Origin of the sequence: uncultured Citricoccus sp. (assembly GCF_937871995.1) — a bacterium.
Taxonomy (GTDB): Bacteria; Actinomycetota; Actinomycetes; order Actinomycetales; family Micrococcaceae; genus Citricoccus.
Genome location: NZ_CALMQR010000102.1, coordinates 23,372 through 48,071 on the forward strand (window position 1 = coordinate 23,372; position 24,700 = coordinate 48,071).

Genomic DNA, 24,700 nt, shown 5'->3' on the forward strand with positions numbered 1-24,700 from the left:
CCCCTACCTGGTCTCGGCCCCGATCTCGAGCCCGGGCTCGGGATCGGCCACGGCCTCGACCATCGTCTCCGCGCGCAGCTGGCGGCGGATCATCCATGCGTCCAGGGTCACCAGTGCGGCCACCCCGAGGAACCCCAGGACGCCCAGGCCGATCGCCTGGCCCAGGTCGGCGTCCGGCCCGTGCACACCGCGCCGCTCATCCTGCCAGGGCCACAGCACGCGCAGGCCCCCGGCCATCACACCGGTCAGGAGGGTCAGGGTGAGGGTGTGCCAGTGATGCAGCAGCCACTTCAGGACCTTGACCACGACCGCCAGGCCGATCACCATGCCGAGCATGAACAGGCCCAGATAGGCCAGGTCCCGCTCGTCCACGGCACGCAGCGTCGGCTCGTACAGGCCGAAGGTCAGCAGCAGGAAGGACCCGGACAGCCCCGGCAGCACCAGTGCGGAGACCGCGACGGCGGCGGCGGGCACGATCACGGCCGGGTGGGCCTCCACCGAGGTCGGTGGAAGCGAGACCAGGACGAAGGTCCCAGCGGCGGCCGCCAGCCCCGCGGCCAGGTGCCAGGGGCGCAGGCGCAGGTGGGAGACGTCGTCCTGCGCATCGGCCAGGACGCGGCGGTGCTCCAGGTCGTGGAGGATCATGCGGACGGGCACGGCCACGGAGGCCAGGACCATGCCGAAGAACAGCGCGCGGGTCTGCACCGGGTGGGCGTCCACCGCATCGGCCACGGGACCGGCGGCGGTGAACACGGCGGCCACCATGCCCAGCAGCACCGGCAGGACCACGCGCCAGCGGACCAGGCCCAGCCGGCGCCGCACCCCCGCGCCGCGGTCAGGCCCGGTCACCGCGATCCGCAGGGCGGAGATGAGGTGGGAGGCGGAGTCGATGAGGTCGTGGTAGATGCCGACCACGAGGGCCACCGTGCCTCCGGAGACCCCGGGGACGGTCTCGACGAGGCCGATGAGGGCGCCGCGCACCAGGTTCCCGGGCACGGAGGTCTGACGGTGTCTCGGTCCCGGCGCGTGTTCCGGCTCGGGCTCGACGTGATGGGGCATGGTGGTGCAGTCCTCGGGCAGTGGCGGGCAGGCGTGACGGCGGCAGGGGCCCCGACCACGGTAGCAAGGAGTGCCGGGGCGCTCAGTCGCCCTTGACGTTGACGATCTGGCGCAGGGCGTGCCGGACGGAGACCAGGTCCGCGGAGTCGGCCATGACCCGGTCGATCGGCTTGTAGGCGGCCGGGATCTCGTCCAGGAACGCCTCCGTGTCCCGGTACTCGATGCCGGCCATGGCCTCGCGCAACTGGGCGAGGGTGAAGGTCCGGCGGGCGGCCCTGCGGGAGTAGGAGCGTCCGGCCCCGTGCGGGGAGGAGTTCAGCGAGAGTTCGTTGCCCTTGCCGGCCACCACGTAGGAGGCGGTGCCCATGGATCCGGGGATCAGTCCCGGCTCCCCCGCCGTGGCCCGGATGGCGCCCTTGCGCGAGACCCAGACCTGCCGGCCGAAGTGGTGCTCGGACTCGGTGAAGTTGTGGTGGCAGTTGATCCTCTCCTGCTCCTGCACCGGGGCCCGCATCCAGTCCGAGACCTGGCGCAGGACGCGGTCCATCATCTCCTCGCGGTTGAGCAGCGCGAAGTGCTGGGCCCAGCGCAGCTCGCGGATGTACCGGTCGAACTCCTCGGTGCCCTCGTCCAGGTAGGCGAGGTCCGGGTGCGGCAGGCTGACCCCCGAGCGGCGCGCCCGGGCCGTGGCCACCTGGATGTGGTGCTGGGCGATCCGGTTACCCACCCCGCGGGAACCGGAATGCAGGAACGTCCAGACCCGGTCCTGCTCGTCCACGCAGATCTCGATGAAGTGGTTGCCCGAGCCCAGTGATCCCAGCTGCAGTTCCCAGTTCCCGGCGTAGGAGGCCGGGTCGAGGCCGGCCGCCGCGGCGGCGTCGGCCAGCTCGGACAGTCGCGGGGCCGCCGTCGGGCTGACCGTCCTGTTGTAGTGGCCGGCGCTCAGGGGCACGGCCCGCTCGATGGCCCGCCGCACCGCGGCGCGGTCCTGCGGGAGGTCGGACGCGGAGAACTGGGTGCGCACGGCGATCATGCCGCAGCCGATGTCCACGCCCACGGCGGCCGGGATGATGGTCCCCAGCGTGGGGATGACCGAGCCCACCGTGGCGCCCTTGCCCAGGTGGGCGTCGGGCATCAGGGCCACGTGGGGGTGGATGAACGGCAGCCGGGAGGTGGCGAGGGCCTGCTCGCGGGTCTGTTCGTCCAGCAGGGAGGCCCAGCTGACGAGCCGGTCGGTGATGTGCTCCATGGTCACCATGGTGCCGTGCGGGCCCGGGAAGGCCGAAGGCCCCGGGACCGTGGTGGTCCCGGGGCCTTGGCGCCGTTCACTGGTGGCAGATGAGGGATTCGAACCCCCGTAGGCAATGCCAGCTGATTTACAGTCAGCCCCCTTTGGCCGCTCGGGTAATCTGCCGCGGGCCCTCCCCGGACGCATCCGTGGAGCAGGCGAGAACTCACTTTACCGGAGCCCTGCCCTGATTCTGAAATCCGTGACGGGTAGGCTGGCCACGACACCGGAAACCACCCCCCACGGAAGAGGAGACATGGCCAGCGATTCGACGTTCGACGTGGTCAGCAAGGTCGACAAGCAGGAGGTCAGCAACGCGCTGAACCAGGCCCAGAAGGAGATCGCGCAGCGGTACGACTTCAAGGGCGTCGGCGCGGAACTCGACTTCAGCGGGGAGTCCATCCTGATGAAGGCGAACTCCGAGGAGCGCGTCAAGGCGGTTCTGGACGTGTTCCAGTCCAAGCTCGTCAAGCGCAACATCTCCCTGAAGTCCCTGGACGCCGGCGAGCCGTACGCCTCCGGCAAGGAGTACCGCCTGGAGGCCTCCATCAAGGAGGGCATCGACCAGCCCACCGCGAAGAAGATCACCAAGCTGATCCGTGACGAGGGACCGAAGTCGGTCAAGGCCACCATCCAGGGCGACGAGCTGAGGGTCTCCTCCAAGTCACGGGACGACCTGCAGTCGACCATCGCCCTGCTCAAGGACTTCGAGGACGCCGACCTGCAGTTCATCAACTTCCGCTAGGAGACGCCGTGCTCTACCTGATCACCCCGGACAGCACCGTCTACACCGCCGACATCGAGCTCGGCCTCGCCCTGGCCGATGAGAAGGCCGGCCGACGCCGCCTGGCCGACCTGGACTGGCGGCCGGACCCGGGCACGGTGGAACCGGCACGGCTGCTGGCCCTGGCCCTGCGGCACGGCATCGACGCCCGCCGGGGCCTGGTGGTGCACGGCGGGTTCGTGGCGCAGGCGCTGGAACCCGACCGGCTCAGGGCCGTGCAGCAGAACCACCGGCTGGTGACCCAGCAGCTGGAGTCGATCGCGGACGAGCCCCGGTTCGAGGACCGGGCCTGGTTCCGGCACGAGCGGGCGGTGGCGGAGGAGGCCCGGCAGGCCTCCAACGGCGCCCTGCGCGAGGCCGAGAAGAGGGCGGAGGAGCTGGCCGAGGACCCCGTGCAGGACCACCTGGTCCGGGCCTGGCAGCGCGCCGGAGGGCTGGCCCCGGCCGAGTGACTCAGCCGAGCTGGCGGGCCATGCCCTCCAGCCGCCGGACGCGGTCGCCCATCGGCGGGTGCGTGGAGAACAGCTTCCGCACGTCCCGGAACGGGTTGGCGATCATCAGGTGCGCGGTGGTCTCCAGCCGGGGCTCCTGCGGCAGGGGCGCGGCCTGGATCCCGTGCTCCAGCTTGTACAGGGCCGAGGCCAGTGCCAGCGGGTCACCGGTCAGCTTCGCCCCGTCCTCGTCCGCGTCGTACTCCCGGGTCCGCGAGATGGACATCTGGATCAGGGACGCCGCGATCGGGGCGAGCAGCGACAGGGCGATCAGGGCCAGCGGGTTGACGTTGCGGTTGTCCCGGCCGGCCCCGAAGAACATCAGGAACTGCGCCACCGAGGTGATGACGCCGGCCATGGCCGCCGCCACGGAGGACGTCAGGATGTCCCGGTTGTACACGTGCATCAGCTCGTGCCCGAGCACGCCGCGCAGTTCCCGGGCGTTGAGCATCCGCAGGATCCCCTCGGTACAGCACACGGCGGCGTGCTGCGGGCTCCGTCCGGTCGCGAAGGCGTTCGGGGACGGCGTGGGCGCCACGTAGAGCCGCGGCATCGGCTGGCCGGCCCGGTCGGAGAGCTCGCGGACGATCCGGTACATCTCCGGCTGCTCGGCCTCGGTGACCGGGTAGGCGTGCATGGACCGGATGGCGATCTTGTCGCTGTTCCAGTAGCTGTAGGCGGTGGAGGCCACGCCGATCAGCGCGAAGACCCAGATCCACGCCGCCCGTCCGGTGCCGGCGGCGATCGCGCCACCGATGGCCAGCAGCACGGCGAACATGCCCGCGAACAGCAGGGTCGTCTTCAGTCCGTTGTTGTGGCGGTGCACGCCCACGTCCTCTCGGGTCTCGTGTCCGCTACAACGCAGCCCGGCCCCCGCAGATTCCCCGCGGGGCCGGGCTGCGGAGGCCGGCGGCGATCACTGCGCGCGGCTGATGTCCACCATCTCCTCGCGCGCGACCACCTTGACGCGCTCGCGCTCGACCGGACCGGACTCGGTGGCCGCGGCGCCCAGGGAGAGCTCGTGGGCGTCCAGCTTCAGCCAGCCCTCCCACGTGGTGTACCGGACCCCGCGCTCGGTGAGCAGGTCCAGGATCGACTGCTCGTCCGGGACCTCGGCCGTCCACAGATCGGACTGGTCCTCCAGCAGGCACCCGATCGTCTCCAGGGCATCGCCCTTGGTGTGGCCGATCAGGCCCACGGGGCCGCGCTTGATCCAACCCGAGGTGTAGACACCGGGCACCGGGGTGCCGTTCCCGTCCAGGACCCGGCCGGCGTCGTTGGGGATGACGCCCCGGCGCTCGTCGAAGGCGAGCCCGGGCACCGGGGACCCGTGGTAGCCGATGGCGCGGTAGACGGCCTGGACCGGGTAGTCGGTGTACTCCCCCGTGCCCTTCACGTTGCCGGTGCCGTCCAGTTCCATGCGCTCCATGCGCAGCCCGGTGACCGCACCGTCCTCGCCGAGGACCTCCACCGGTTGCTGCAGGAAGTGCAGGTGCAGCCGGCGCGAGGCCCCGGTGTCCTGTTCCTCGACCAGCCAGTTGGTCAGCGTGCCGACCATGGTCTTGACCTGGTTGTTGGAGGCGGCCGCCTCCTCGGAGGCGGCGTCGAACTCGAAGTCCTCCGGGTAGAGCACGATATCCACGTCCTTCGAGTGCGCCAGCTCGCGCAGCTCCAGCGGGGTGAACTTCACCTGGGCGGGGCCGCGGCGGCCGAAGACGTGCACGTCCGTCACCGGGGAGGCCTTCAGGCCGGCGTACACGTTCTCCGGGATCTCGGTCACCAGCAGGTCATCGGCGTGCTTGGAGAGCATCCGGGCCACGTCCAGGGCCACGTTGCCGTTGCCGATCACCGCGACCTCCTTGGCGGTCAGCGGCCACTCGCGGTCCACGTCCGGGTGGCCGTCGTACCAGGACACGAAGTCGGCGGCGCCGAAGGAGCCCTCGAGCCCGATGCCCGGGATGTCCAGGTCGGCGTCCCGGATGGCACCGGTGGAGAAGACGACCGCGTCGTAGTGGCGGCGCAGGTCCTCCAGGGTCAGGTCGGTGCCGAAGTCCACGTCCCCCAGGAAGCGGATGTCACCGCGGTCCATCACCTTGTGCAGGGCCTTGACGATGCCCTTGATCCGCGGGTGGTCCGGGGCCACGCCGTAGCGGATCAGCCCGTACGGGGCGGGGTAGCGGTCGAACAGGTCGATACTGAGCTCGAAGTCCCGTTCGGCCTTGGTCAGCAGGTCTGCCGTATACACGCCAGCCGGCCCGGCTCCGACGATCGCGAGGCGAAGGGGGCGGTCGGGGGCAGAGGTCACGAAGTGTCCTTCCGTAAGACGAGAGAGCAGACAGCACTCCAGTCTATCCTCCGGGCGACGGCGAGGGGCGGTGACGTGCACCTCCGTGGTGCAGGTCACCGCCCCTGGGTGGTGAGAACCGGGGGATCAGGCGCGCATGCCGGCGATGGCGCCGGAGGCACGGGAGTGCGCGGTGGCCGCGGTGTCGTCGTTCTTCTCCATCAGCTCACGGGCCTGCACGACCAGGGCCCGCACGGCGTCGGCGGCCTCGAGCCACTTCTGCTCGACCATGTCGTAGTCGGCGTCGTTGTCCGTGGCCTGGTAGTTGGAGGCGACGTAGTTCTTCTGGGACTCGCGGTCACCGATGATGCCCTCGATGCGGCCGGTGATGGCGGCGACCTCGGCCTCGTAGGAGGCGGCTGCGCCGGAGTCGTAGGAGATGGTGCTCATGGGTCATGGTCCTTTCGGGGGTCGGGTGGGAGGGGCGAGGGGTGCGCCGGGCGGCTCAGCGGCCCATCGGGAAGTCGACCGGCTGGGCCTCGGCGTCCGAGGTCATCGTCTCCTCCTGGTCGACGTAGGACTTGTACATCTCGCCCTGGCCGACGTTGATCAGGCCCAACGCCTCGTACAGCTTCTTCTCGCAGGCGTCGACCTCGACCATGAAGTTGTTGTAGGCCACGGCACCGGAGCCCTTGAAGGTGTGCTTGAGCTGCTCCACGGCGTTCTCGAGGTTCACGACCTCGGCGAGCAGCTGCTCCCCGGAGTCACCGGAGTCCTGCATGGACTTGTGGAAGACGTCGATGTCCGTCATCTCGAGCTTCATGAGCTGGTTCATCCCCTTGGGTGTCATAGGCCCGGTGGCCCCGTGGCGTGTGGTCCCATCCTCCGAGCCCGGGCCGGGGAGAGTCAACCGGCCCCGATGGGGAGAACTACCCATGTCCGGCCGGTATGGGGTGTCCGTCCGGGGCCGCCGGGACTGGAATGATAGGCAGGGTCGGTGACGGGACACGAGAGGGGGATCGCAGCCCATGGCGATGGACTTCGACGCGCAGCTGATCGAATCGGTGGAGGTGCGCCGGAACCGGCTGACGTCCGCCTTCCTCTTCGGCGCCAACCCCACCGAGCGGCGCTGGCGGGAACGGACCCGGGTCCTCGTCTACGGCGTGGTCACCGCGGCCCTGGCCTGCGCCCTGTGCGTGGCGATCTCCTTCGTGGTCATGGTCATCACCAACTGGCAGGACGAACGTGCCGAGCGCGAACAGCGCCAGAGCCAGTCCCTGAACGCCGCCCCCTCCTCCTCCCCGTTGCCCGGAAGGTCCTGACGTGCCCCACCCCTACACGCGCATCTCCCTGTCCGGCGAGCGCCGCAACGCGGACCTGCTGCTGCCCTCGGACACCCCCGTCGGGGCGCTGATGCCGCAGATCCTCGACGTGCTCGACGACCGGCCCCGGGAGTCCCTCGGCGCGAAGGTGCTCGTGCGCTCCGACGGGGACACCGTGCCCGCCGTGCAGACCTTCGCGGAGGCCGGGGTGCTCGACGGCGAGCGCCTCGCACTGGTCTCGCAGACCGAGGCCCCGCCGGCCCCGATCATCTACGACCTCAACGACACCGTCTCCGATGCCACCGACGCGGTGCCCGGACGCTGGTCGGACACCTACCGGTTCCTCGTCTGCGGGGTGCTCGCCGCCCTCGGGGCCTGGCTGGCCGTCGTCGGGCTGCTGGACCGCTTCCTGGCCGAGGACGCCTGGACCGGGTGGGCCTGCTTCGGCGTGGCCGCCGTGCTGCTCGTCACCGGCGCGTCCCTGGCCGCCCCGGGACGGATGCGGGCGGTCGCCGGGACCCTGACCGGCACCGGGGCGCTGTTCGCGGCCACCGGGCTCGTGCGCCTGGGACTGGACACCCCATGGCTGGCGGTGGGCCTGGGGGCGCTGACCGCGCTCGTGCTCGGGTTTCTCGGGTTCGTGGTCCGCCGGCCCCTGTCCATGTTCATCGCCGCCGCCGTGACCGGGGGGCTCACCCTGACCTGGGCGGTGGCCCCGGCGGTCGCCGCGTGGGCCATCGGCGGCAGGGACGCGGAGGTGACCGTCGGCGCGGCGGGCATCGCCGGGGTCGTCACGCTGCTGGTGCTGGGCCTGCTGCCGACGATCGCCCTGGGCGCCTCCGGGCTGGCCGGGCTGGACGACGGCCAGGCCGGCGGCCGGCCGGTGCTGCGCACGGACGCCCGGCGGGCCATCGAATCGGCCCACGGCGGGTTGATCGCCAGCGCCGTCGCGTGCGCGGTGTCCCTGGCGCTGGCCGTGTGGCTGGTGGGCACCGACACCCGCGGGCACGCCTTCTCGCTGCCGATGCTGGCGTTCCTGGCCCTGGCCGTCGGGCTGCGGGCGCGGTCCTTCCCGCTGGCGGCCCAGCGCATCCCGCTGTACCTGGCCGCCGCGACCGGGGTGCTGGCCCTGGTCCGGCTGGCCGTCGACTTCCTGCCCGAGGCCGACGCCGTGTTCCTGGTGGTCCTGCTCGGCCTCGCCCTGCTGACCGGTTCCGGTCTCTCGGTGACCCTCCCGGAACACGCGCAGGCCCGGGTGCGCCGCACCGGGGACACCCTCGAGGGCCTGGCCCTGTTCGCCGTCATCCCGCTGCTCATCGGCTACTTCGGGATCTACGCCTCACTGTTGGAGACCTTCTGATGACCCGCCTGAACGATCCCTGGACCGACGCCGGCCCCCTCCCGGACCGCCCCCTCCCCGGTTCCGCAGACGCCCGGTGGTCCACCCCGGTGGACCTGCGGTCCGACGTGGCCCGCGGCCAGGACGACCCGCTGACCGGTTTCGAGCCGGTCGCCGATCGGGCGGCCCGGCAGTACGCCCGCCGGCCAGCCCTGTCCCTGTGGGCCCGCTCGGCCCGCGCGCTGGGCGCCCTGTTCCGGCACGACCCGACCCCGGAGCGGATGGCCGCCCACGCCCGGGTGATCCAGGCCCCGGTCACCACCGGGCGCCGGATCGCGGTGGTGTCCCTGCGCGGCGGCGCCGGCAAGACCACGGTGAGCGCCATGATGGCCCGGACCTTCGCGGCGCTGCGCCCCGAGCCGGTGGCCGCCGTGGACCTGGATCCCGCCCTGGGCTCCCTCGGGCTGCGCCTGGGCAGCACGACCCTGTCCGTGCCCGCCCCCGGCGCGGACCAGCTCGCGGCCGAACTGTCCGCGATGACCTCGGCCACCCTCGAGGAGGTGGGCTCCCGGATGGCGGTGTCCGGGGAGGACCTGTTCCACACCGGGCCCCGGGTGGCCGGCCACCCACTGGGCGACGCGGCGACCACCGCGCTGTTCTCCGGCCTCTCCCGGTACTTCCCCGTCACGGTCCTGGACTGCCCCACCGGGCCGCAGTCCCCGGACGCGGCCGCGGCGCTGGCCCGCAGCCACGCCGCCGTGTTCGTCACGCCGGCCACCCCCGCGGGCATCGACGAGGCCACCGGGTACCTGCGGCACTGGCGGGAGGACCCGTTCCTGTCCTCGGTGCCGGTGGCGGCCGCCGTCGTCGCCACCGACGCGGCCGGGGTCCTGGACCCGCTCGCCCAGGCCGCGGCCCTGAGCCGGGTGGGCGTGCTGTCCGTGGCCCTGCGCCACGACCGGCACCTGGCCACCGGGGTGGGGGTGTCCCTGCCACTGACGCGTCCGGAGAACCGGATGGCCGTGGCCGAGCTGTCCGGCCGTGTCCTGGGCCTGGCGAACGGGGCCGGTCCGGCGCGGGGAGGGCACCGGTGAGCCAGAAGGTCGTCCACCGCCCGGCGCGGACGTCCGCGCCGGCACGCCGGTTCCGGCCGTTCTCGATCGAGGGCCCCCAGCCGGTCGACCCCGCGGCCGCCGAGGCCGGGGGCGGCAGCATCATGACGATCCTGCCGATGCTCGCCGCCGGCGGTTCGATGATGGTGATGATGACGTTCCGGCAGAGCCCGTTCGCCGCCGTGGGCGCCATCGCCATGATGGTCTCGGTGGTGGTGGGCGTGGCCATGTTCATCTCCACACGGGGCAAGGCCAACCGGCAGCGCACCATCCTGCGGGACACCTACACCCGGTACCTGGAGCGCACCCGCGCGAGGCTGCGGGACGAGGAGATCGAGGCGCAGCAGGCCGCCCGGACCGCCAGCCCGCCGCCGGCCGCCCTGTTCGACATCGTCCGGGACCCGGCCCGGCTCTGGGAGCGGCGCCGCTACCACGAGGACTTCCTGCGCTGCCGCATCGGTTCGGGGCACCTGCCCACCCGGGACATCGGCGTGAACCTGCTGGAGACCGCCACGGCCATCCAGGACGAGTTCATGGTGCGCGAGGCCGAGGTGCTCCAGCGCCGCTTCGAGGCCGCCCCGCACATGCCGGTCACCGTGCCGCTGGACTCGGCCGGGAACATCTCCGTGGTGGGCCCGCGCGAGTTCGTCCTGCAGGTGACCCGGTCCCTGCTGACCGGTGCCGCGGCCCTGCAGTCCCCCGAGGACCTGCGGATCGCGGTCATCACGCCCCGTCACCGGCGCCCGGACTGGGACTGGCTCGAACTGCTCCCCCACCTGGACGACACCTCCGCCCAGCACTTCACCGGCGCGGTCAAGCTCATCGCCCCGGACGCGGGCTCGTTGCTGGAACTGCTCGACGCCGACCTGCAGTACCGCTCCAAGGCCGCCGGGGAGAACACCCGGTTCGGCACCGAGCTCACCTCCGGCCCGCCCACCCTGTCCCGGCTCGTGGTGGTGGTGGACGGTTACGGCGCGGACGCCCAGGACCTGGACTTCGGCGACTCCCACTTCAGCCTCCAGGCCCGGGGCATCACCGCCCTGCACCTGTGCGCCGACCGGTTGCAGGAACCCTCCGAGGTCTCCCTGCGCCTCACCGGCCAGGGCCCGCGCCCGGACGGCCGGACCGGTTTCCTGCTGGAGGACCGGACCCGGGACCAGGGCAGCCCCGAGCGCACCGAGGGCGGGCTGGACCCGCTGGACGAGCACACCGCGGCCGGGATCGTCTCCGAGCTGGCGCCCCTGCGGCTCTCCCTGGACTCGCTCGAGCGCACCGGGGCGGAGACCGCCGCCTCACGGTCCTTCCTGCAGATGCTGGAGCTGTCCCCGCAGCTGGACCGGGCCGACGTCGAGCGGCTGTGGCAGCCGCGTCCCCACGCGGACTTCCTGCGGGTTCCCCTGGGGCCGGACGAGAAGGGCAAGCCGGTGCTGCTGGACCTGAAGGAGGCCGCTCAACTGGGGATGGGCCCGCACGGGCTCTGCGTGGGCGCCACCGGCTCCGGCAAGTCCGAGATGCTGCGCTCGCTGGTCTTCGGCCTGCTGGCCACCCACTCCCCCGAGGTGCTGGCCATGGTGCTGGTCGACTTCAAGGGCGGGGCCACCTTCGCCCCGTTCGAGGGCGCCCCGCAGGTCACCGGCATCATCACCAACCTCTCGGACGACCTGACCCTGATCGAGCGCGTCTACGCCTCCCTGAACGGGGAGATCCTGCGCCGGCAGGAGGTGCTGAGGTCCGCGGGGAACATCGCCAACATCACCGACTACCAGATCCACCGCGAGGAGCAACTGGCCTCGGGCCGGCAGGACAGGCCGCTGCCGCCGCTGCCCCACCTGGTCGTCATCATCGACGAGTTCGGCGAACTGCTCACGGCCCGCCCGGACTTCATCGACCTGTTCCTGTCCATCGGGCGCATCGGCCGGTCGATCGGCGTACACCTGCTGCTGAGCTCCCAGCGCATCGAGGCCGGCAAGCTGCGCGGTCTGGAGACCTACCTGTCCTACCGGATCGGGTTGCGCACCCTCTCGGAGTCCGAGTCCCGCACGGTGCTGGACACCCCGGACGCCTTCCACCTGCCCCCGCTGCCCGGGTACGGCTACCTCAAGGTGGACACCACCGTGTACTCGCGGTTCAAGGCCGGCTATGTCTCCGGCCCGATGGAGGACGAGGTGTTCGAGGACGAGGCCGAGGTCCCCGACCCGGCGGACGAGGTCCCGCCCGTGCTGCGGGCCACGGACTACGCCCTCGTGCTCGAGGAGGCCCGCACCGCCGCGGGGACCGGCGGGGCCGCCCCGGCGGGGTCCGTGACGCAGGACGGCCCGGCCCGCCGCACCACCGGACCCACGGTGATGTCCACCATGATGGACACCCTGCGCACCTTCCCCCGTTCGGTGCAGCCGATCTGGCTGCCGCCGCTGCCGCCGGCCATCACCCTGGACCAGGCGGTGGGCGAGCCGAGGAACACCGGCGACGGACTGCGGCTGCCCGCCGGCGGCGACCTCACCGTGCCCATCGGCCTGCTCGACGACCCGGCCCGCCAGTGGCAGGGATTGTGGGAGATCGACTTCACCGCCGGCTCCGGCAACCTGCTGGTCCACGGCGGCCCGCAGTCCGGCAAGTCGACCACGCTGCGCACCCTGGTCGGCGCGCTGGCGCTGACCCACTCCCCGCACCAGGTCGGCATCTACTGCGTCGACCTGCTCGGGGCCGGGATGCTGCCCCTGCAGCAGCTGCCGCACGTGGGCGGGGTGGCCATCCGCACCAACCGGGAGGTCATCACCCGCACGGTGGACGAGGTGGCGGGCATGCTCGCCCACCGCGAGCGCATCTTCGAGCAGTACGCCATCGACTCCCTGCCGACCATGCGCAGGATGCACGCCGAGGGCCGCCTGCCCGAGCTGCCCAGCGCGGACATCTTCCTGGTGGTCGACGGCCACGGCCAGTTCGCCGAGGAGTTCGAGGAGCTCGTGCCCAAGGTCACCGCGATCATGACCCGCGGCGGCGGCTACGGCATCCACGTGGTCACCACGGTGAGCCGGAACAACGAGGTCCGCTCCACCCACCAGTCCTTCTTCACGCACCGGCTGGAACTGCGCCTGACCGATGCCGGCGAGTCCACGATCGACCGCAGGCTGGCGGACAACGTCAATCCGGAGGCCCCCGGGCGCGCCCTGACCCCGGCCGGGCTGCAGGCCCACGTGGCCCTGCCGCGGATCGACGGCCGGGCCGAACCCGGTTCCGTCACCGACGGGCTCAGGGAGCTGGTCGGCCAGGTCGGGTCCTTCACCACCGGTTCGGCCATGAAGGTCCGGGTGCTGCCGGGCGTCGTCGAGGCCGCAACCTGCCCCACGCCCGAACGGCAGGGCCTGCTCCCGCTGGGGCTGCGCGAACTGGACCTAGGCACCGAGTGCCTCGACCTGGAGCACAAGGACCGCAACCTCATCGTCATGGGCGACGAGGAGACGGGCAAGACGAACCTGCTGCGCAACGTCATCCGCCGCTTCACCGCCACCCACACCGACGAGGAGCTGTTCTTCGTGGTCTGGGACCCGCGGCGGGTGCTCGGTGACGAGGTCCCGGAGGACTACCTGGGCGGTTACGCCACCAACGCGGCCGTGGGCGCCCAGCTGACCAACGCCGTGCTGCAGGAGATCAAGAAGCGCCAGGACCCCGGCCAGGACCAGTCGGTCCCCCAGCGCCGCGCCCGGATGGTCGCCCTGATCGACGACTACGACATCCTCACCGTCGGCGGGGGCCAGTCCCCGCTGGCGCCGCTGGTCCCGTTCATCCCGATGGCCGCCGAGCTGAGGATGAACTACGTGCTGACCCGGCGCGTGCGCGGGTCCTCCCGCGGCATGTACGAGACCTTCTTCTCCACCCTGCGGGACAACGGGACCTCCGCGCTGATCCTGTCCGGGGACAAGGGCGAGGGCAGCCTCATCAACGGCGTCAAGGCGCGCAGGCTGCCCCCGGGGCGCGGCCAGCTGCTCGTCACGGGCAAGCCCGTCATGACGGTCCAGACCTTCTACGACGGCGCCTCGCAGTGACCACGGCCCAGCGTCCCGTCACCCCGGGCGGGCTGGCCTACGGGGCGGGGGCCTACCTGTTCTGGGGCGGGCTGCCGCTGTACGTGGCCGCCACGGCCCCGGCGACCGCGCTGGAAGTGGTCCTGGTCCGCATCGGCTTCACCCTGGTCACCTGCGCCGTGCTGCTGTTCGCCCTGCGTCGCTGGCACGAGGTCGGCCGGCTCCTGGGCAGCCCGGGCCGCCTGGGAGCCACCACCCTCGCCTCGGTGCTCATCGGCGCGAACTGGGCCATCTACACCTACGCGGTGGTCTCCGGGCAGACCCTGGAGGCGGCGATGGGCTACTTCATCCTGCCTCTCGTGTCCGTCCTGGCTGGCGTGGTGATGTTCGGCGAACGGTTGCGCCCGGCCCAGTGGGTGTCTGTGGGCCTGTCCGTGGCCGCGGTAGCGGTCATGGTGGTCGGTCACGGGTCCTTCCCCTGGCTCGCGGTGGGCCTGGCCCTGAGCTTCGGGGGCTACGGGATCGCCAAGAACCGGCTCGGGGTCTCCGTGAACCCGGTGTCCTCGCTCGCCGCCGAGACCGTGGTCCTGGTCCCCGTGATGGCGGCCGGTGTCTGGTGGCTGTCCGCATCGGGCCGGCTCACCCTGCTCTCCGAAGGTGCCGGTCATTTCTGGATCCTGGCCGCCTCCGGACTGGTCACGGCCATCCCGCTGATCCTCTTCGGTGCCGCCGCCGGGCGCCTGCCGCTGTCCGTGATGGGCATGCTGCAATACCTGACCCCGGTGATCCAGTTCCTCGTGGCGCTGCTGGTCTTCGGTGAGGAGATGACCGCCGGCCGGTGGGCCGGGTTCATCCTCGTCTGGTGTGCCCTGCTGGTGCTCAGCTGGGACTCGCTGCGGGCCGCACGGCGGCAGCCGCGGGGGTGATCCCGGGCCCGGGCAGCCCGGGCGGGGATCACCCCGCGGCGTCGCGGACGACCGCCTCGAGCACGTCCATCGCCTCGAGCAGCAGGTCCTCGCCGATCACCAGCGGCGGCAGCAGCCGGATGACGTTGCCGTAGGTCCCGGCGCTGAGGATCACCACGCCCTGGGACCGGCAGCCGGCGATGATCCCCTGCACGATCTCCGCGTCCGGCTCACGGGTGCCGGGCCGCACGAACTCCATGGCGAGCATGGCGCCGCGGCCGCGGACGTCCCCGATCACGCCCGTCTGGGCGGCCAGGGCCTCCAGGCGGGGACGGACGATCTCCTCGATCCGCCGGGCCCGGCCGCTCAGGTCCTCCTGGCGCATGGTGGCGATCGCGCCGAGGGCGGCCGCGCAGGCCACCGGGTTGCCGCCGTAGGTGCCGCCCAGGCCACCGCCGTGGACGGCGTCGAGCAGTTCGGCCCGGCCCACCACGCCGGCCAGCGGCAGGCCTCCGGCCATGCCCTTGGCCACGGTGATGAGGTCCGGGACGATCCCCTCGTGCTCCGCGGCGAACCACGCCCCGGTGCGGCAGAACCCCGTCTGCACCTCGTCGGCGATGAACACGATGCCCTGCTCGCGGGCGTACTCGGCCAGTCGCGGCAGGAAGCCGGGCGCCGGGACGATGAACCCGCCCTCACCCTGGACCGGTTCGATAACGATCGCCGCGACGTTCCGGCCGCCGAGCTGGCTCTGCATCATCCGGATCGCGCGCTCCGCGGCCTCGTGGCCGGTGATCTGCGGGTTCTCCTCGCGGAACGGATAGCTCATCGGGGCCCGGTAGACCTCCGGGGCGAAGGGGCCGAACGTGGTCCCGTCCCCGCCCTTGTAGGGCGCGTTCTTGGCGGTGAGGGCCATCGTGAGGTTGGTCCGGCCGTGGTAGCCGTGGTCGAAGGCCACGACGGCGGAGCGGCCGGTGGCGATGCGGGCGATCTTGACGGCGTTCTCCACGGCCTCCGCACCCGAGTTGAACAGCACGGCCTTCTGGGCGTGGTCCCCCGGGCTCACCTCGACCAGGGCCTCGCAGACGGCCACGTACCCCTCGTAGGGCGCGACCATGAAGCAGGTGTGGGTGAAGTGCCCGACCTGCTCCCGCACGCCCTCGACCACGGCGGGGGCCGAGGCGCCGACGCTCGTCACGGCGATGCCGGACCCGAGGTCGATGAACGCGTTGCCGTCCACGTCCACCAGGATCCCGCCGTCGGCGTCCTGGACGTAGAACGGCTGCCCGGAGGACACCCCGGCGGCCACCACCCGCTCGCGCCGGGCGGCCAGGGCCGCGGAGCGCGGGCCCGGCAGGTCGGTGGTCAGGGTGCGATGCTGGTCCAGGCGGTACTCGATGGTCATGACGACGAGCGTAGTGGCGCCGCCCACGGCAGAGATAGGGCGGGGCTCCACGGCACCCCGGTCCGCGGAGCGCACCCGGCGGGGCGCCGGCCGGCGCGGGGCCGGGGCCGGCCGGTCGGGGCCGGAGCCTAGACTGAGGACCATGTCTGCCGAACCCCTCTTCCTCGCCCGCTTCAAGGACCTCGTCCCCGCCCACCTGGACGCCCCGTGGTCACCCGAGGACGGCCTGGAGGCCGGTGAACTGGACGCCCTGCTGTCCGCCTCGCCCGCCGCGCAGGCCGCGCGGGCCGCCGGCGGCACCTTCCGCGTCCCGCTGGCGCTCTACGAGTTCCACCAGGCCCTGGGCAACTGCCCGGACCTGTTGGAGACCGGGCACTTCTTCTGGGACGCCGACGAATTGGACGTCCGGGACGGGTACCTGATGTTCCTGGAGGATGCCGAGGAGAGCACCGTCTGGGGGCTGCCGGTCGCGGACGTCTCCCTGCCGGACCCGCTGGTCTGGCGCCGCACCACCGGGGCGGACGAGGAGCACGGCGAGTGGAGTTGCGAGGGCGGCACCTTCAGCGAGTTCACCCTGGACCTGCTGGAGTGGACCTTCGAGGAGGAGGGCGAGGACGCGTGATCCCGTCCCACGCCCCCGAAGGGTATGTCTGCCCGTTCTGCGGCCTGGTCGACGGCGACGTGTCCGACCCGGACAACCGCTGCGAGCTCGAGGACCTCGTCTACCAGGACGAGGACGTGATCGTGTTCATCGCGGTGGACGGCTTCGGGCCGTACGAGGGGCACGCGATGATCTCCCCGGCCCGGCACTACGAGACGCTCTACGAGCTCCCGGACCACGTGCTGCAGAGGATCGCGCTGATGGCCCGTCACGTGGCCCTGGCCATGAAGCGGGCTTGGGGGCCGGAGGGCATCTCCACCCGCCAGCACAACGAACCGGCCGGGAACCAGCACGTGTGGCACTACCACCTGCACGTGTTCCCGCGCTGGAGTGACGACATGCTCTACCGCCAGATGCGGCACGCCGTCGAGCCGGAGGTCCGGGCCCTGAAGGCCCGGGAGCTCGCCATCACCCTGGAGGACGTGCTGGCTCAGGCGTCGCGGCGCACCACGTAGTCGGCGAAGGCCTCGAGGGCGTCCTTCACGGGCGAGTCCGGCAGGGGGGCCAGGGCGGCACGGGCGTCGTCGGCCCAGCCGCGGGTGATCTCCCACGCGGACTCGATCACCGGGTGCGCGGCCACGGCAGCCACGGCGGTGGCCAGCTGCTCGTCCGTGTCCAGCGGCCCGTCCACCAGCTCCAGCGCGGACCGGGCCGCGGCGTCCCCGCGGGCGGCCTCCTGGCGCAGCAGCAGCACCGGCAGGGTGGGCACCCGCTCCTTGAGGTCGGTGCCGGGGACCTTGCCCGAGGTGGCCGAGGCGCTGGTCAGGTCGATCACGTCGTCGGCCAGCTGGAACGCCATGCCGACCTTCTCGCCGTAGTCCTCCAGCGTGTCCACGGTGGCCTCGTCGGCGCCGCCGAAGAAGGCGCCCAGGCGGCCGGCCGCGGCGATGAGCGACCCGGTCTTGCCGGAGATCACGCGCAGGTAGTGCTCCAGGGGGTCCTGGTCCTGTTGCGGGCCCACGGTCTCCCACAACTGGCCCATCACGAGCCGCTCGAAGGTGCGGGCCTGGATGGCCACGGCCTCGGGCCCGAGCGAGGCCATCAGCTGCGAGGCCCGGGCGAAGATCAGGTCCCCGGCCAGGATGGCCACGGAGTTGCCCCACAGCTCGTGGGCGGCCGGTGCCCCGCGGCGCACGGGCGCCTCGTCCATGACGTCGTCGTGGTACAGGGTGGCCAGGTGCGTCAGTTCCATCACGACGGCGGCCGAGCGGACCGCCGCGGACACCTCGCCGACCTGCCCGGTGCCGACGCCGGGGTCGCCCAGCAGGGAGGACAGCACGGTCAGCAGGGGACGGACGCGCTTGCCGCCGGCCTCCAGCAGGTGGCGGCTGGTCAGGTCGGCCAGCTGGTCGGCGTTCGCCACGGCCTCGGCGAGCTCCTGCTCGACCCGGTCCAGGGCGGTCGCCACCGTGGCCAGCAGCTCGCCGTTCTCGGCCAGGCGCTCGAAGCCGGGCGGCAGCGCGAGGCTGCCCACGGAGACGTCGGGTTCAGGAGAGGTCACCGGGACAGCCTATCCAACCTTCACCTCGCGGGAGGCATCGGGCCCCAGCGTGGTGGCCGCCGGGACCGCGGACTCCAGCAGCCGCACCAGCCGGTCCACCGGCGCGGTGCCGTCCGCGTCCACCAGGTTCGCCATCACCTGCACCACCCGGCGCAGCATCGCCGGTGTCCGCATGCCGGTGGCCAGGGCGGCCCTGAGCACGGCGGGGTGGCCGATGAGCCGGGCGAACGAGGACCCCAGGGCGAAGTGCCCGCCCCACGTCTCGTGGGTGAGCAGCGGGTACCGGGCGAGCTCGGCCTCGCGGCCGGCCGGCGTGGCGCGCCGCAGGGCGCTCACGGTGACGTCCGCGGCCAGCCGCGCGGCCTCCATGGCGAAGGAGATGCCCTCCCCGTTGAAGGGGGAGACCATGCCGGCCGAGTCCCCCACCAGCAGCATCCCGGGCACGTGCTGCGGGGTGCGGTTGAAGCCCATCGGCAGGGCCGCGCCCAGGATCCTCGACTCCCGGGTCTGCTCGCTCAGCCCCCAGGTCTCGGTCAGGGCCCCGCTCCAGTCCTTGAGGATGGCGCGGTAGTCGAGCTTGCCGAACTGCGGGGAGGTGTCCAGGATGCCGAGCCCCACGTTGACGGTGCCGTCCCCCAGGGGGAACAGCCAGCCGTAGCCGGGCAGCAGGTTGCCGTCCGCGTCCGGGAGCTGCAGCCAGGACTCCATCCACTCGTCGTCGTGGCGCGGGGAGGAGTAGTAGGCGCGCACGGCCACGCCCATGGGCCGGTCGTCGCGCTTGGACAGCCCGGCCGATACGGCGGTGCGGGTCGAGTTGCCGTCCGCGGCGATCACCACGTCGGCGTGGAAGTCACGGGACTCGCCGGTCTTCCGGCCCCGGCCGTCCAGCAGCTCGGCGCGCAGCCCGGTCACGGTGCCGGCCCCGTCCCGCAGCACCGAGCTCACCGAGTGGCGCTCCAGGATGGTGGCGCCGGCGGCGCGGGCGTGGGCGGCGAGGAGTTCGTCGAAGTCGTTGCGGGTGCGCACCAGGGCGTAGTCCGGCCAGGTGTCCGTCTGGGGCCAGGGCACCTCCACGGCGCGGCCCCCGGCCACCAGCCGCAGGCCCCGGATGCGCTGCCAGCCGTCCTCGGGGGCGTGGGCGAGGCCCATCAGGTTCATCTCGCGCACCGCCTGCGGCGTCAGCCCGTCCCCGCAGACCTTCTCCCGCGGGTAGGCGGTCTTCTCCAGGACGATGACCTCGACGCCGGCGCTCGCCAGGTGCCAGGCCGCCGTCGCCCCGGCCGGGCCACCCCCGGCGATCAGTACCCGGGTTCTCGTTGCAGGTTCCACCCGGCCATTCTCCCAGACCGGCCGGACCCTGCCGGGCCGGTAGGCTTGACGGGTCATGAACACCCCCGGTATTGGGGCGCCCCCACCGCGACTGGCGTCCGTCACCTCCGCCCGCCCCGTCCCCGGGGGCGCGGCCCTGGCGGACCTGCTGGTCTCCGGCGACGAGTGCGCCTGGATCCGCTTCGGTGAGGGGATGGTCGGACTCGGCACCGCCGCCCGGTTCACCACCACCGGGCCCGGCCGCTTCGACGCCGCCCGGCGCTGGTGGATGGCCGCCACGGCCGCGGAGGCCGCGGACACGTCCCGGACCACCCTGCCCGACGCCGGCCTGCCCCGCCGTGCCCCCCTCGCCTTCGCCGCGTTCGCCTTCGCCGACGACAGCCCCGCCGACTCGGTCCTCGTGGTCCCCGAGTTCGTCGTCGGGTCCACGGGAGGCCGGACCTGGCTGTCCTGGCAGGTGGACCTCGACTCCCCCGAGTACGCGGCGCGTGCGGCCGCCGGCTGGCGCCCCGGCGTCCGGGAGGCCGAGGAGCGTCTGGCCGCCCTCCTCGCGGCCCCGGCCCGCCCCCGGCCGGCCACCGCCGCCCTCGAGCTCACCGAGGGCGCCATCTCCGCGGACGGGTACCGCGAGGCCGTCGCCCGCGGGGTGCGGGAGATCGAGGCGGGGACCCTGACGAAGCTCGTCCTGGCCCGGGACGCCGTGGTCACCGGTGCCGTCGACGTCCCGCAGGTGCTGCGCACCCTGACGGAGCAGTACCGGGACTGCTGGACCTACTCGGTGGGCGGGCTCATCGGGTCCACGCCCGAGATGCTCGTCAAGGTGGACGGCGACACGGCCCGGGCCCGCGTGCTGGCCGGCACCCTGGACCGCGACGGCGCGCCGTCCGGCGCGGACGGCGCCGACCACGCCCGCCGGCACCTCGTCGAGGACCGCAAGCAGCGTCACGAGCACCGCCTGGCCGTCGACTCCCTGACGGAGCGTCTGCGGCCCTTCACCACGGCGCTCGAGGCCCCCGAGGAGCCGTTCGTCCTCGAGCTGCCCAACGTCTGGCACCTCGCCACGGACGTCACGGCGCGGCTGGTGGGCGCGGACGGCGTCCGGCGCACCGGGCCCGGTGCCCTGGCGCTGACCGAGGTGCTGCACCCCACCGCGGCCGTGTGCGGCACCCCGCGGGACGCCGCCGCCGCGCTCATCCACCGGCTCGAGGCCGAGGAGCACGGCCTGGACCGGGGCCTCTACGCCGGTCCCGTGGGCTGGCTGGACGGCAACGGCAACGGCGAGTTCGGCATCGCGCTGCGGGGGGCGGTCGTCGAGGACGAGCACACGGTGCGCCTCTACGCCGGTTGCGGGATCGTGGCCGCCTCGGACCCGGCGGCCGAGCTGGCCGAGACCGGTGCGAAGATGCGGCCCATGCTCCAGGCCCTGGGCCTGCGCGCCGGGGCCGTCCCGTCCGAGCTCAGTCCGCCAGCCGGCCCGGGGCGTGCTCGAAGATGACCGACGTGTTCGTGGCCGCCACCTCCTCGCGCACGCTCAGGGTCTCGGACACCAGCGTGCGCAGGGCGGCGGCGTCCTGCACCGCCACGTGCAGCAGGAAGTCCCGGTCCCCCGAGACGAAGTACACGCGCTGCGTGGCCGGCAACCGCTCCAGGTAGTCCTGGAACCGCTTGAGCCCGGCCCGGGCGTGGGAGTGCAGGCGGATCGAGATCAGCGCCTCGAGCCCCAGGCCCAGCACCACCGGGTCCACGGTGGCGTGGAAGCCCGAGATGGCGCCGGAGGCCACGAGTGCCCGGACCCGCTTGTGGCAGGTCGACTCCGCGATCCCCACCCGCGTGGCCAGCTCGCTGAAGGGCATCCGGCCGCTGCGCTGCAGGACCCGCAGCAGGGCCAGGTCGATCTCGTCGGGCACGGTGGAATCCTTCGATTTCTGGGCGGAACGCGAGGATTCCGCCGTTGTCACCCCCAGACTAGGTGAGATCTGTCACGCTGGTCAGCATGAACACTGCACTCGTCATCGGCGCTGGAATCGTGGGCCTCAGCACGGCCTGGCATCTGCAGGAACGGGGCGTGGACGTCACGGTCCTGGACCGGGAGGGCGTGGCCGCCGGGTCCTCGTGGGGCAACGCCGGCTGGCTCTCCCCCGGCAAGACCATCCCCCTCGCCGAGCCCGGGCTGTGGACCTACGGCCCCACCGCGCTGCTGGACCCGGACGCCGCCCTGCACGTCCCGGCCCGCTGGGACCCGGCGACGTGGTCCTTCTTCGCCCGGTTCATGGCCCACGCCAGCCACCGGACCTGGGACCGGACCATGGCGGCCCTGACCCCGATCGACCGGATGGCCCTGGAGGCCTTCGACGAGCTGACCGGTTCGGGGGTGGACTCGTGGACGCGCGAGGGGCCGTTCATCGTGGGGTTCACCGAGGAGCGCCACGCCACCGGCTTCCTGCGCGAGGTGGAGGGCGTCGTCCGGCACGGGCAGGACGTGCCGCTCGAGCGGGTGGAGCACCCCCGCGAGCTGGCCCCCCAGCTCTCCGACGCGGTCGGCGTGGTCTACCGCCTGGACGGCCAGCGGTTCATCGAGCCCGGGCCCTTCGTCCAGGCCCTGGCCGACTCCGTGGTGGCCCGGGGCGGGACCCTGCGCACCGACGCCGAGGTCACCTCGATCACGACCGGCGGGGCCCATCCCGGCGTCGTGCTCTCCACGGGCGAGGCGCTGGGCGCGGACGCGGTGGTCGTGGCCACCGGCGCCTGGCTGCCGAGGCTGGTGCGTGGCCTCGGCGTGAAGGTGCGCGTCCAGGCCGGCCGCGGCTACTCGTTCACGGTGGCCACCGAGCAGCCGGCGCGGCACTCGGTGTACCTGCCGTTCCAGCGCATCGCCTGCACGCCGTACCAGGGGCGGTTCCGGATCGCCGGCACCATGGAGTTCCGCGGGCCCGACGAGCCGCTGCAGCCCCGCCGGATCCAGGCGATCGTCAACCAGGCCCGGAACCTGATGACCGGGGTGGACCTGGACCACCGCCAGGACGAGTGGGTCGGCTCACGCCCGGTGACCCCGGACGGGCTGCCGATCGTGGGCGCCACCCGCGCCCCCGGCGTGTTCGTGGCCGGCGGTCACGGCATGTGGGGCGTCGTGCTGGGCCCGGCCACCGGCAGGCTGCTCGCCGAGCAGATGCTCACCGGCCGGACCGACCCGGCGATCGCCCCGTTCGACCCGCTGCGCTAGAAACTGTCCCGCACCGCCTGCTCCACGAGCCGGCGCACCTCCGGCCGGGCGGCCCGGTCCGACCGCAGCTCCAGCACGCGGCGCCCCCGGACCGGGTTGCCCAGGCCGAGGGCGGCGATCAGGTCCCGCTCGCTGGTGACCGGCGCCCACTCCACGCCGTAGGCCGCGCACAGCGCCCGCACGTCCACCGCGTGGGGCGTGCCGAAGAACCGTTCCACCACCGGGCCCATGCCCGGGCGCCCGGCCACCTCCCCGTGCTCCAGGCCGGCGAAGATCGCCCCGCCGCGGTCGTTGACCACCACGATGTCCAGGTCCGGTTCGGCCTCCCCGGGCCCGACCAGCAACCCGCCCGCATCGTGCAGCAGCGTCAGGTCCCCACACAGCAGCACGGTGCGCCGGCCGGTGGCCAGGGCGATGCCGCTGGCGGTGGAGACCGTGCCGTCGATCCCGGACAGCCCGCGGTTGGCGTAGACCACCGAGGCCGGGGCCGTGGGCGGTCGCCAGGACAGGTTCACGTCCCGGATCACGGACGAGGACCCCAGCACCAGGGGGCCCGCCACCGTGGTGGCCACCAGCTGTCCGGTGCGCAGCGCTCCCGGGTGGCCGACGTCGTCGTGCCGGGTGGCCAGCGCCTCGTCCAGGGCGGACTGGGCGCGGTGGCCGGCCCGCTGCCAGTCCGTCAGCCAGCCGGTGGGCCCGCGGCCGGCCACGACGGCGAGCTCCTCGAGGTCCTCCACCGGGCGCTCGCGCCGGCTGCCCGGCACGAACCAGGCCACCGGTTCGGGCTGGTGGAACGCCGTGTGCAGGTCCTCCCGGCCCAGCAGGGCGGTGACCTGGCGGGTCAGGGTGGGCCGGCCGAACAGGATGACCTGCTCGATGCGCCCGGCCAGCGGGTGCGAGTCCTCCCCCAGCCCCCCGGCGGATCCGATCAGCAGCGGGTAGGCACCGATCGCGTTGGGGCCGAACCGCGCGTTGGACCCCGGCTCGGCGAACAGCGGCAGCCCGAGCGCCGAGGCGAACGCGGCGGGCAGCGGTCCGGAACCGTGCCCGGCCACCACCACGGTGCGGGCCTCGTGCAGTCGCGAGACCTCCAGGTCCAGCTGCTCGCTCAGGTCCACGGGGCTGATGACCAGGTCCCCGTCCGGTCCGGTGAGCAGTTCCTCGCCGGCGCCGGCGTCCCAGCCTGGCTCGGGAACGTCCGAGGCGTCCGGCACCAGCGGGTCCCGGAAGCGCAGGTTCAGGTGCACGGGGCCCGGGGCGGACTCGCGGACGGCCACCCCGGGGACCCCGCCGAAGCCCTCGACGTCCTCGGTGTCGAAGCCGTTGGCCGCCAGCAGCGCGCGTGAGACCGTGCTGGCCAGGTGCTCGCGGTGCTCCCGCAGCGCGGCGGCCACCGGGTCCGCGTCCGGACCGGAGACCCGGGCCGCCTCGGCGGCCAGCCAGGCGGGGATCTCGTCGGACCCTTCGGGCGCCGGCACGTCTCCGGACAGCGTCTGGGAGAAACGCACGTGCAGGGGGAAGATCCCGTCCTGGGCGGTGGTCTGGTTGGCCCCGGTGCCCTGCAGCTCCACCGGACGGTCCGCGGTCAGCGCGATGAGTTGCACGCCCGCGTGGTCGGCCTCCATCAGGGCCGGCAGCAGGTTGCCCACCGCGGTCCCGGACGTGGTCACGACGCCGACCGGCCGGCCCGAGGCCAGCGACAGGCCCAGCGCGGTGAAGGCGGCCACGCGTTCGTCGATGCGCACGTGCAGGCGCACCCGCCCGGCCTTCTCGGCCTCGGCCAGGGCGTAGACCAGGGGGGCGGAGCGGGAGCCGGGCGCGATGACGGCCTCGCGCAGTCCGCCCTCGAGCAGGGCGTCGGTGACGGTGCGGGCAACCTGCAGGGAATCCAGGGCGGGCGTGGGGTCCGGGGAGTGCTCCATGGGCACATCCTACGGAGGGAGGCTGATCAGCAGGTTAACGGCCGAGCGGTGCACGG

At 72.9% G+C, this 24,700-nt stretch carries 22 protein-coding genes and 1 tRNA gene; 11 read left to right on the forward strand and 12 right to left on the reverse strand.

The genetic code is table 11. The features are described from left to right. Positions 1 to 3: 3 nt before the first annotated feature. The 3 genes from Q0283_RS12050 to Q0283_RS12060 all read right to left on the reverse strand — a co-directional run bounded on the left by Q0283_RS12050 (position 4) and on the right by Q0283_RS12060 (position 2,473). On the reverse strand, positions 4 to 1,059 hold the full coding sequence (locus Q0283_RS12050; protein ID WP_298044832.1) for a DUF368 domain-containing protein: 1,056 nt from the start codon (positions 1,057 to 1,059) through the stop codon (positions 4 to 6). An 82-nt stretch (positions 1,060 to 1,141) separates the two neighbouring features. Then, positions 1,142 to 2,308, reverse strand: coding sequence for an RtcB family protein (locus tag Q0283_RS12055; protein WP_183527651.1), 1,167 nt, complete (start codon positions 2,306 to 2,308; stop codon positions 1,142 to 1,144). Positions 2,309 to 2,388: 80 nt separating this feature from the next. Continuing rightward, positions 2,389 to 2,473 (reverse strand) — tRNA-Tyr (locus tag Q0283_RS12060). Positions 2,474 to 2,603: 130 nt separating this feature from the next. Here Q0283_RS12060 and Q0283_RS12065 point away from each other — a divergent pair. Continuing rightward, positions 2,604 to 3,092 (forward strand): YajQ family cyclic di-GMP-binding protein, encoded by a 489-nt coding sequence (locus Q0283_RS12065; protein ID WP_010143175.1) that lies wholly within the window; start codon positions 2,604 to 2,606, stop codon positions 3,090 to 3,092. Positions 3,093 to 3,100: 8 nt separating this feature from the next. Then, positions 3,101 to 3,583 carry a hypothetical protein gene (locus tag Q0283_RS12070; protein ID WP_183527653.1) on the forward strand — a complete coding sequence of 161 codons (483 nt, stop codon included), beginning with the start codon at positions 3,101 to 3,103 and terminating at the stop codon, positions 3,581 to 3,583. A 1-nt stretch (position 3,584) separates the two neighbouring features. On the opposite strand, the gene htpX is transcribed toward Q0283_RS12070, so the two are convergent. The 4 genes from htpX to Q0283_RS12090 all read right to left on the reverse strand — a co-directional run bounded on the left by htpX (position 3,585) and on the right by Q0283_RS12090 (position 6,741). Continuing rightward, complete coding sequence (gene htpX, locus Q0283_RS12075; protein ID WP_183527655.1) at positions 3,585 to 4,448, reverse strand: zinc metalloprotease HtpX; 864 nt, start codon at positions 4,446 to 4,448, stop codon at positions 3,585 to 3,587. A 90-nt stretch (positions 4,449 to 4,538) separates the two neighbouring features. Further along, positions 4,539 to 5,927, reverse strand: a complete 1,389-nt coding sequence (locus Q0283_RS12080; RefSeq protein WP_298044833.1) for an FAD-dependent oxidoreductase — start codon at positions 5,925 to 5,927, stop codon at positions 4,539 to 4,541. Positions 5,928 to 6,053: 126 nt separating this feature from the next. Continuing rightward, complete coding sequence (locus tag Q0283_RS12085; RefSeq protein ID WP_010143170.1) at positions 6,054 to 6,356, reverse strand: hypothetical protein; 303 nt, start codon at positions 6,354 to 6,356, stop codon at positions 6,054 to 6,056. 55 nt (positions 6,357 to 6,411) lie between these two features. Continuing rightward, positions 6,412 to 6,741 (reverse strand): hypothetical protein, encoded by a 330-nt coding sequence (locus tag Q0283_RS12090; protein ID WP_010143169.1) that lies wholly within the window; start codon positions 6,739 to 6,741, stop codon positions 6,412 to 6,414. Between the two features lie 193 nt (positions 6,742 to 6,934). On the opposite strand from Q0283_RS12090, the gene Q0283_RS12095 reads away from it, so the two are divergent. The 5 genes from Q0283_RS12095 to rarD are packed head-to-tail and all read left to right on the forward strand — an operon-like array spanning position 6,935 to position 14,627. After that, entirely contained in the window at positions 6,935 to 7,228 is a 294-nt protein-coding gene (locus Q0283_RS12095; protein WP_183527659.1) for a hypothetical protein, read from the forward strand. 1 nt (position 7,229) lies between these two features. Beyond that, on the forward strand, positions 7,230 to 8,588 hold the full coding sequence (gene eccD, locus Q0283_RS12100; RefSeq protein WP_183527667.1) for a type VII secretion integral membrane protein EccD: 1,359 nt from the start codon (positions 7,230 to 7,232) through the stop codon (positions 8,586 to 8,588). Next, a complete protein-coding gene (locus Q0283_RS12105) occupies positions 8,588 to 9,661 on the forward strand; it encodes a hypothetical protein (RefSeq protein ID WP_183527669.1) in 1,074 nt (357 codons plus the stop codon). The genes eccD and Q0283_RS12105 overlap by 1 nt, the downstream gene beginning before the upstream one ends. Next, the gene (eccCa, locus tag Q0283_RS12110) at positions 9,658 to 13,722 is read left to right on the forward strand and encodes a type VII secretion protein EccCa (protein WP_298044835.1); all 4,065 of its coding nucleotides are present in this window, start codon (positions 9,658 to 9,660) and stop codon (positions 13,720 to 13,722) included. Before Q0283_RS12105 ends, eccCa begins: the two co-directional genes overlap by 4 nt. Next, positions 13,719 to 14,627 (forward strand): EamA family transporter RarD, encoded by a 909-nt coding sequence (gene rarD / locus Q0283_RS12115; RefSeq protein ID WP_183527681.1) that lies wholly within the window; start codon positions 13,719 to 13,721, stop codon positions 14,625 to 14,627. Before eccCa ends, rarD begins: the two co-directional genes overlap by 4 nt. Positions 14,628 to 14,655: 28 nt before the next feature. Here rarD and gabT read toward each other — a convergent pair whose 3' ends face one another. Further along, positions 14,656 to 16,011, reverse strand: a complete 1,356-nt coding sequence (gene gabT / locus Q0283_RS12120; RefSeq protein ID WP_298044836.1) for a 4-aminobutyrate--2-oxoglutarate transaminase — start codon at positions 16,009 to 16,011, stop codon at positions 14,656 to 14,658. 142 nt (positions 16,012 to 16,153) lie between these two features. Here gabT and Q0283_RS12125 point away from each other — a divergent pair, with 142 nt between their 5' ends. After that, positions 16,154 to 16,633: a hypothetical protein gene (locus tag Q0283_RS12125; protein ID WP_183527685.1), complete on the forward strand. Its 480-nt coding sequence runs from the start codon at positions 16,154 to 16,156 to the stop codon at positions 16,631 to 16,633. Further along, complete coding sequence (locus tag Q0283_RS12130) at positions 16,630 to 17,127, forward strand: HIT family protein (protein ID WP_183527687.1); 498 nt, start codon at positions 16,630 to 16,632, stop codon at positions 17,125 to 17,127. The genes Q0283_RS12125 and Q0283_RS12130 overlap by 4 nt, the downstream gene beginning before the upstream one ends. Here Q0283_RS12130 and Q0283_RS12135 read toward each other — a convergent pair. Together Q0283_RS12135 and Q0283_RS12140 are read right to left on the reverse strand one after the other, a co-directional pair. Next, entirely contained in the window at positions 17,103 to 18,173 is a 1,071-nt protein-coding gene (locus tag Q0283_RS12135) for a polyprenyl synthetase family protein (RefSeq protein WP_183527689.1), read from the reverse strand. The two genes, Q0283_RS12130 and Q0283_RS12135, sit on opposite strands and share 25 nt — an antisense overlap. 9 nt (positions 18,174 to 18,182) lie before the next feature. After that, positions 18,183 to 19,502: a geranylgeranyl reductase family protein gene (locus tag Q0283_RS12140; protein ID WP_183527691.1), complete on the reverse strand. Its 1,320-nt coding sequence runs from the start codon at positions 19,500 to 19,502 to the stop codon at positions 18,183 to 18,185. Positions 19,503 to 19,557: 55 nt separating this feature from the next. Here Q0283_RS12140 and Q0283_RS12145 point away from each other — a divergent pair, with 55 nt between their 5' ends. Then, positions 19,558 to 20,997: an isochorismate synthase MenF gene (locus Q0283_RS12145; RefSeq protein WP_298044838.1), complete on the forward strand. Its 1,440-nt coding sequence runs from the start codon at positions 19,558 to 19,560 to the stop codon at positions 20,995 to 20,997. Here the strand turns inward: Q0283_RS12145 and Q0283_RS12150 are convergent. Continuing rightward, positions 20,960 to 21,409, reverse strand: a complete 450-nt coding sequence (locus Q0283_RS12150; protein ID WP_183527695.1) for an Lrp/AsnC family transcriptional regulator — start codon at positions 21,407 to 21,409, stop codon at positions 20,960 to 20,962. The genes Q0283_RS12145 and Q0283_RS12150 overlap by 38 nt on opposite strands. A gap of 86 nt (positions 21,410 to 21,495) precedes the next feature. Between Q0283_RS12150 and Q0283_RS12155 the strand changes: the two genes are divergently transcribed. After that, positions 21,496 to 22,722: an FAD-binding oxidoreductase gene (locus Q0283_RS12155; RefSeq protein WP_183527697.1), complete on the forward strand. Its 1,227-nt coding sequence runs from the start codon at positions 21,496 to 21,498 to the stop codon at positions 22,720 to 22,722. On the opposite strand, the gene Q0283_RS12160 is transcribed toward Q0283_RS12155, so the two are convergent. Next, positions 22,719 to 24,644, reverse strand: a complete 1,926-nt coding sequence (locus Q0283_RS12160) for a 2-succinyl-5-enolpyruvyl-6-hydroxy-3-cyclohexene-1-carboxylate synthase (RefSeq protein WP_298044839.1) — start codon at positions 24,642 to 24,644, stop codon at positions 22,719 to 22,721. The genes Q0283_RS12155 and Q0283_RS12160 overlap by 4 nt on opposite strands. Positions 24,645 to 24,700 lie beyond the last annotated feature (56 nt).